This window comes from Sphingobium psychrophilum, from assembly GCF_012927105.1.
Classification (GTDB): Bacteria; Pseudomonadota; Alphaproteobacteria; order Sphingomonadales; family Sphingomonadaceae; genus Sphingobium; species Sphingobium psychrophilum.
The window spans coordinates 25222-31913 of record NZ_JABBFV010000031.1 but is presented as its reverse complement, the minus strand read 5'-3'; the positions used below and the strand labels follow the sequence as shown (position 1 = coordinate 31913).

General features: G+C 60.0%; 8 protein-coding genes and 1 pseudogene. 2 read left to right on the top strand and 7 right to left on the bottom strand.

Annotation, left to right across the window (positions count from 1 at the left end; genetic code table 11):
* On the top strand, nucleotides 1-362 hold a 362-nt coding region (locus HHL08_RS23160), incomplete at its 5' end, for a transposase (protein ID WP_169575283.1).
* Nucleotides 363-387: 25 nt separating this feature from the next.
* Nucleotides 388-657: pseudogene (locus HHL08_RS23155) on the top strand (transposase); the annotation flags it as partial.
* A 429-nt stretch (nucleotides 658-1086) separates the two neighbouring features.
* Here the strand turns inward: HHL08_RS23155 and hcaB are convergent.
* From hcaB to HHL08_RS23120, 7 genes are read right to left on the bottom strand one after another with little or no spacing between them, the layout of a single operon-like run.
* Nucleotides 1087-1887, bottom strand: coding sequence for a 3-(cis-5,6-dihydroxycyclohexa-1,3-dien-1-yl)propanoate dehydrogenase (hcaB, locus tag HHL08_RS23150; protein WP_043152437.1), 801 nt, complete (start codon nucleotides 1885-1887; stop codon nucleotides 1087-1089).
* 39 nt (nucleotides 1888-1926) lie between these two features.
* Nucleotides 1927-3426, bottom strand: a complete 1500-nt coding sequence (locus HHL08_RS23145; RefSeq protein WP_043152435.1) for an aldehyde dehydrogenase family protein — start codon at nucleotides 3424-3426, stop codon at nucleotides 1927-1929.
* Between the two features lie 18 nt (nucleotides 3427-3444).
* Nucleotides 3445-3726, bottom strand: coding sequence for a 2Fe-2S iron-sulfur cluster-binding protein (locus HHL08_RS26040; protein ID WP_141249587.1), 282 nt, complete (start codon nucleotides 3724-3726; stop codon nucleotides 3445-3447).
* A gap of 1 nt (nucleotide 3727) precedes the next feature.
* On the bottom strand, nucleotides 3728-3940 hold the full coding sequence (locus HHL08_RS23135) for a 2-hydroxymuconate tautomerase (RefSeq protein WP_043152433.1): 213 nt from the start codon (nucleotides 3938-3940) through the stop codon (nucleotides 3728-3730).
* Nucleotides 3941-4711 carry a 2-keto-4-pentenoate hydratase gene (locus HHL08_RS23130; protein ID WP_043152431.1) on the bottom strand — a complete coding sequence of 257 codons (771 nt, stop codon included), beginning with the start codon at nucleotides 4709-4711 and terminating at the stop codon, nucleotides 3941-3943.
* A 9-nt stretch (nucleotides 4712-4720) separates the two neighbouring features.
* Nucleotides 4721-5752 carry a 4-hydroxy-2-oxovalerate aldolase gene (dmpG, locus tag HHL08_RS23125; protein WP_169575282.1) on the bottom strand — a complete coding sequence of 344 codons (1032 nt, stop codon included), beginning with the start codon at nucleotides 5750-5752 and terminating at the stop codon, nucleotides 4721-4723.
* Nucleotides 5749-6687 (bottom strand): acetaldehyde dehydrogenase (acetylating), encoded by a 939-nt coding sequence (locus HHL08_RS23120; RefSeq protein ID WP_169575285.1) that lies wholly within the window; start codon nucleotides 6685-6687, stop codon nucleotides 5749-5751. The genes dmpG and HHL08_RS23120 overlap by 4 nt, the downstream gene beginning before the upstream one ends.
* Nucleotides 6688-6692 lie beyond the last annotated feature (5 nt).

Sequence of the window (6692 nt, the reverse complement as noted above, 5' to 3'; positions counted from 1 at the left end):
GCGCGATCAGCCAACCCGACTTCAACAAGGCAAACGGAAAACACACCTCCAGCTGTCCCGGAATTAGCGAAACCGCTGTCCGCGATTTAGCGAAACGAATGTCCCGTTTTTACGAAATACGCACCATACTGATCGGACGCGAAGCCGTAGAGTTCGAGCCATGGCTCGCCCAGGCACTTGGAAGCGCCATCGCTTCGTTCGCGCGCGGCCTCCGGCGCGATATCGATGCGGTGCGCGCCGCATTGATTTTACCGTGGAGCACTGGACCGGTCGAAGGCAAGATCAACAAGCTCAAGCTGATCAAGCGTTCCATGTACGGCCGGGCTGGCCTCGACCTACTCCGGGCGCGTATCATGGCATGACACCTGCACCAAAATTGCGGGAGAGTCCCGTTCCGGGGAAAATTACAGTGCCATTGACAACACCGCCGCGTTCTGGCTGATGTGGCGCATCCCGCAGGAAATCCCCAAGGCCACCGCGCCCAATACCACCACTCTGGCCACCGCCGAGTTCACGACGCTGCGCGTGCGGCTGCTCCAGGTCGCCGCCCGCGTCATCAAGAATGCCTCACGCATCCGGGTTGCGTTCGCATCCGCCTGCCCCGACGCCGCCCTCTTCCGGTCTATCGCCCTCGCGCTCAGGCCCACTCCGGCATAGCCGACGCGGCCGCGCCGCCGAAAGCCTCAACCCCGTCCATCAACCTTGCAAGCCTCTCGACCACCAGCGATGCAACAGGCGCAGCCGACACGCTCGCCTTGATCAAGCCGACAGTGCCGTCGGGTGCCAAACGCGACCAAATACGGCACCGTCATGAATGCGAGGGGTTAAATCGCCACGCGTTCGCCTGGCGATGCTCATTGGCGCGATCTTACTGCTCACTGGTCTCCTTGACGTCCGGCGAGATCCTCGTCGCCCCCAGATATTAACACCGACATTGTCGTTTCCGGCCCGCCTGCTCACATCATTCGAACAGCGGAAAGCAACAGTCAATCGCGCAGTCCGTTCCGGATCCGTTCTACGAGTTTGCCGCTTTTCAACCTATGACGTCAATGGGCCTTTTAATGACCCTGGCTGAGTGCAGAGTACTCAACCATCAGGACGATTGCCGATTCCGCTACCGCCATCACTGAGCAGCACAGTGCCAGTCATGTACGAAGAGTCCCGGCGCGAAGCCAAAAGCGCGTAAAGACCAGCATGGTCGGCTGGTTCGGCTATCCGCCCGAGCGGGGTCATGCTGGAAATCATTTCGTCAAGCCCGGGCATCTGTTCCATCTTCATTTCTGCAAAGCCACCCGTCTGAGTACCGCTGAGTGGGGTCCGGGTCCCTCCCGGTGCAACGCCGTTAACCCGGATTTCGGGTGCCAGTTCCCAGGCCAGTTGCTTGATCAGCCCGAGTACTGCGTGCTTAGAGGCGACGTATAGCGTGCCGCCGCCTCCGGTATAATAACTCGAGGTCGAGGCCGTGAAAATGATGCTTCCCTTAACCTTCCTGAGTTCGGGGATGGCGGCGCGGGCACCAAGAAAATAACCCTTCAGGTTGACGTCGAAGATTTCGTCGAAGACCTTGCCGAGTTGCTCGGGATCCTGCTGTTCGAGCGGGACCATAAAATCCCAGATCCCAACGTTCCCGACAAATACATCGAGCTTGCCGAAAGCCGCCACGGTTTCCGCCACGGCGCGGGCATTGTCTGCATAGGAACGCACGTCTCCCGCCACGGCCACCACGCTGTCCCCATGCCGCGAACGTACGAGTTCTACCTGCTCATCGTCCTTGACCAGGACGCCAACCTTGGCGCCCTCCTCAATATAACGCGCGACCACCGCCGCCCCGATCCCGGTGGCGCCACCGGTAAGTAGCGCCACCTGTCCATCAAGCCTGTTAGACAATTTTCTCTCCTCCGCCTCCGGTTATCGATCAGTCTGGGATTAATGATCGAACATCCCGGTGCGACCTTCTTGCAAGTTCACCACGACCGACTTGGTCTGGGTGTAGTGGTTGAGCACTTCATGGCTGAACTCACGACCGAACCCGCTCTGCTTGTAGCCGCCGAGTGGCATGTTGGCCTTCAGATTGTAGTAGCGGTTGATCCACACCGTGCCGGTTTCGAGCTTGCGTGCCATGCGGTGCGCGCGCGCAATGTCGCGGGTCCAGATACCACCGGCTAGGCCGTAATTGGTATCGTTCGCCACCTTCATCATGTCGTCTTCGTCCTTCCAGCTAATCACGCTGGTAACGGGGCCGAAGATCTCTTCACGCGCAATACGCATCGAGTTGTTGACGTTGGTAAAGACCGTCGGCCTGATGAAGTTCCCATCGGCAAGCTTGTCGTTGCGGCTGCCGCCGGTCAGAACGTTGGCGCCTTCTTCCGTCGCCAGTTCGAGGTAGCTTACGACCTTGTCCATCTGCATCTGGGACGCCTGCGCGCCGAGCTGTGTGGCGAAGTCGAGCGGGTCGCCCTGGCGAATGCCTTCGAGTGCGACCTTGAACTTGGCGAGGAATTCATCCTGGATCGACTCGTGCAGGAACAGTCGCGATCCGGCCAGGCAAACCTCGCCCTTGTTGAGCACGGTCGACATCGTGGCGCTTTCGACCGCGGCATCGATATCGGCATCGGCGCAGACGATGTGCGCGGACTTGCCGCCCAGTTCCAGCGTCTGCGGGATGATATTGGTGGATGCATACTGCATGATCCGACGGGCTGTCCCCACCGAACCGGTGAAGGCGACCTTGCGGACGTCCTCATGAGTCACAAGCGCCTCTCCGACGTCGGCACCATAGCCGGTGACCACGTTGATCACGCCGGGGGGCAGAAGATCGGCCATTTCCACGAAGAATTCGATCACCGAAAGGCAGACCGTCTCGGCGGGTTTAAGCACAACCGTGTTACCCGAAGCGAGCGCGGGCGCGATCTTGCAGGCCATCATCAGCATCGGAACGTTCCACGGGATAATCTGCGCGCAGACCCCCAACGGCTCGCGATGAACGATGCCGACGGCATCGGGATAATCCATGGTCTGGCCATGGAGGCCGTACGCAGCGCCCGCGAACAATTCGAACTGGCCGATTGCCTGGGGCATGTCGAAATGCATCGATTCGCGGATCGGTTTGCCGTTGTTCAACGTTTCGAGCGTCGCGTAATGCTGATGCCGTGCCTTGAGTCGGCGCGCGACCTCGATCAAAATTTCCTGGCGTTCGGCGGCCGAACTATCCGCCCACTTCGGGAAAGCAGCCTTCGCGGCGGCCACTGCGCGCTGGATATCCTTGGCATTGCCAGCCTGGATTTTGGTCAGCACCGCCCCGGTGGCAGGGTTAATCAGGTCGATCGTCTTTCCGCTATCACTGGAAATCCACTCGCCGCCGATAAAGTGACCGTATTCACTCTTAATTCCGTACTCGTTAGTACCACTTTTCAACTGTGTAGCCATTGCATCTCTCCTTAGAATTCATCCAACTTCGATCAAAAGGTCGCTCACCGGAAACACTCTGCAGGCTAGGGCAAAGCCCGCCGCACGCTCGGTCTCCGAAATCTTCGCCACGCTCATCTTACCGGTCGTGTAATCTCCGCCGACCACCCTGACCCTGCAAATTCCGCACCCGCCGCCACGGCAACCAACGCCGATATCGCTCGATCCGCATCGCTCCATGGCAAGCAAGATCCGCTCGTCCTCACCGCAGCTGAACTCTCCGCCGCCGACGATCCGGATCCGGTGCAGCCCGGTTGTCACGCTATACCTTCTCAGCTGCCTTTGCAGCCGCTTTCGCCGCAAAGGACTGTCCGCCGACCGCGAAGTGGCCGCTCGGCATCTCGCGCAAGATAATGCGAACTGATTCACGCGGCGCCCCAATCGAAGTGATGGCAGCATCGGTCAGGGCTTGGATCAGCCGTTCTTTGTCGTCCGTCGATCTACCCTCGAGCATGTTGACCTCGATGATTGGCATTCACGCCTCCACCTGAAACATTACGGCACCAAGCCCCTGGATACTCGTGCGGACGGTTTGACCGGGCGCGAGATTGGGAGCGGCGGTGATGCCACCTGCCATCACGATGTCGCCTGCTGAGATTTCTTCTCCGCCTTCAGCGACAAGTCGCGCTGCGGCGACCAACGACCGCAAGGGATGGCCGAGAATAGCTGCAGTCGAACCGACCTCGATCACATGGCCGTCGATTTCGAGAATAACCCCGAGGTTCGAGAAATCCTTGGCCGGATCGTTCCATTGTCCGATCACAAGGCCAGAGGACGAGGTGTTGTCGGCAATAACATCGGACAAAGCGAACTTGAAGTTCTCGTACCGGCTATCAATGATTTCCATTGCCGGAGCAATCGCTTCGACCGCCGCCAGCGCCTCCATCGCTGTGACCTTTCCGGAAAGCGGTGCCTTCATAAGGAAGGCCACTTCCGGTTCAACCCGTGGGTGAACGAAACGTGCGCGAGACATCGACGCGCCTTCCTCGATCAGCATCGCGTCGGTCAGGCGGCCCCATGCCACCTCGTCGACCCCGACCTGCAGCATCTTGGCCCGGCTCGTCAGACCCATCTTGACTCCGATTCGGCGTTCACCGCGGCTGAGGCGACGATCGACCGACAGCTTCTGCACCAGATAGGCATCTGCCACACTCAGATCGGGTTCGGTATCCGTGAGTTGGGGCGTTGCGCGCGCATGAAGCGCCGCGCTGTCCAGAATTTCCGCGTAACGTTCAATCTTGTTCATTGCCATCGCCTATGCTGCCCGCACAGAAACGAGATCGAGCGCAACATCGACAATCATGTCTTCCTGCCCGCCAACCATACGCCGCTTACCCAGCTCGATCAGAATTTCGCGGGTGTCGAGGCCGTATTGTTCGGCCGCCTTTTCCGCGTGACGAAGGAAGCTTGAATAGACACCGGCATAACCCAGGCTCAGCGTCTCGCGGTCGACCCGCACCGGGCGATCCTGAAGTGGACGGACCAGATCTTCCGCTGCGTCCATTAGTGCCATCACGTCGCATCCATGCTTCCAGCCCTTTCGGTCGGCCGCAGCAACGAACACTTCGAGCGGGGCGTTGCCCGCCCCTGCCCCCATGCCTGCAAGGCTGGCATCGATCCGTACGGCGCCTTCCTGAGCGGCAACGATCGAATTCGCGACTCCGAGCGACAAATTGTGGTGAGCATGCATGCCGCGCTGGGTTTCTGGCTTGAGAACGCGTTCGTAAGCCCGCAGCCGATCGCGCACACCGTCCATGTCGAGCGCCCCGCCGCTGTCGGTGACATAGACGCAGTGTGCGCCATAGCTTTCCATCAGCAAGGCCTGCTGGGCCAGCGCCTCGGCGTCGATCATGTGGCTCATCATCAAAAAGCCCGATACATCCATACCAAGATCGCGGGCGATACCGATATGCTGCTTGGCAACGTCTGCTTCGGTGCAATGGGTTGCGACTCGTACCGAGCGAACACCCAATGCGTAAGCGCGACGAAGCTCTTCGACAGTGCCGATGCCAGGCACCAGCAGCGTGGTCAGCACCGCCCGTTTGATCACGTCGGCTGCCGCCTCGATCCATTCCCAGTCGGTGTGGGAGCCAAAGCCATAATTGAATGACGTGCCGTTGAGACCATCGCCGTGCGACACTTCAATGGCGTCGACACCGGCATCGTCCAGGGCCTTGGCGATCGTGCGGACACTGTCGGTGCCGTACATGTGGAGGATGGCGTGCATCCCGTCACGCAGCGTGACGTCCTGGATGTAAAGCTTGTCGGTTTCAGGGTTGAAGGTCATGCTGCCACCTCTTCTAGGTTCTGCATTGCAAGCCGCTCGCCGGCCGCCTTGGCCGCAGCGGTCATAATGTCGAGGTTGCCGGAATATTTTGGCAGGTAATCGCCCGCCCCCTCTACCTCGAGGAAAACACTGGTCTTGAGACCGTCGAACTCGCCATAGCCAGGAATCTTGAGGGGCCGGTTCGAGCCGAACCGTTCGAACTGCACTTCCTGCTTGAGGCGATAGCCGGGGACGTAGGACTGAACGGTCTCCACCATGTCCAGAACCGACTGGCGGATAAGGTCCTCATCGACCTGATCGGTCAGCGTGAAGATCGTGTCGCGCATGATCATCGGCGGCTCTGCCGGATTGAGGATGATGATCGCACGCCCGCGGCCCGCACCGCCGACGATCTCGATCGCCTTGGCCGTGGTCCGGGTGAATTCGTCGATATTGGCGCGTGTTCCCGGTCCCGCCGAGCGCGATGAAACCGATGCGACAATCTCAGCGTAATGGACCGGAGTAACGCGCGCGACGGCGGCTACGATCGGGATGGTAGCCTGGCCTCCGCAGGTGACCATGTTCACGTTGCGGACGCTGCTGTCGAGCACATTTCCTACCGGGGGCACGAAAAACGGCCCCAAAGCAGCCGGCGTCAGGTCGACGACCAGCTTCCCGTCCTGCTGCAGCGCGGCATCATGCTCCTTGTGGGCGTAAGCCGAGGTTGCATCGAAGACGATTCCGATCTCCGGATAAACCGGCAGCTTACGCAGCCCGTCCATCCCCTCATGGGTGGTCGTCACACCGCGCTCGCGGGCCATCGCCAGCCCCTCCGATGCTGGGTCGATGCCGACCACCGCAGCGAGTTCGAGCACATCCGAACCCTTGAGCATCTTGATCATCAGGTCAGTACCAATATTGCCTGAGCCGATGATCGCACATTTCATCTTGGGCATACGCT

What these genes read in the sequence shown, in the direction of transcription:
- HHL08_RS23145 (WP_043152435.1), bottom strand. Translation starts at nt 3,426, where the DNA reads ATGGCTACACAGTTGAAAAGTGGTACTAACGAGTACGGAATTAAGAGT.
- HHL08_RS23135 (WP_043152433.1), bottom strand. Translation starts at nt 3,940, where the DNA reads ATGCCAATCATCGAGGTCAACATGCTCGAGGGTAGATCGACGGACGAC.
- HHL08_RS23130 (WP_043152431.1), bottom strand. Translation starts at nt 4,711, where the DNA reads ATGAACAAGATTGAACGTTACGCGGAAATTCTGGACAGCGCGGCGCTT.
- dmpG (WP_169575282.1), bottom strand. Translation starts at nt 5,752, where the DNA reads ATGACCTTCAACCCTGAAACCGACAAGCTTTACATCCAGGACGTCACG.
- HHL08_RS23120 (WP_169575285.1), bottom strand. Translation starts at nt 6,687, where the DNA reads ATGCCCAAGATGAAATGTGCGATCATCGGCTCAGGCAATATTGGTACT.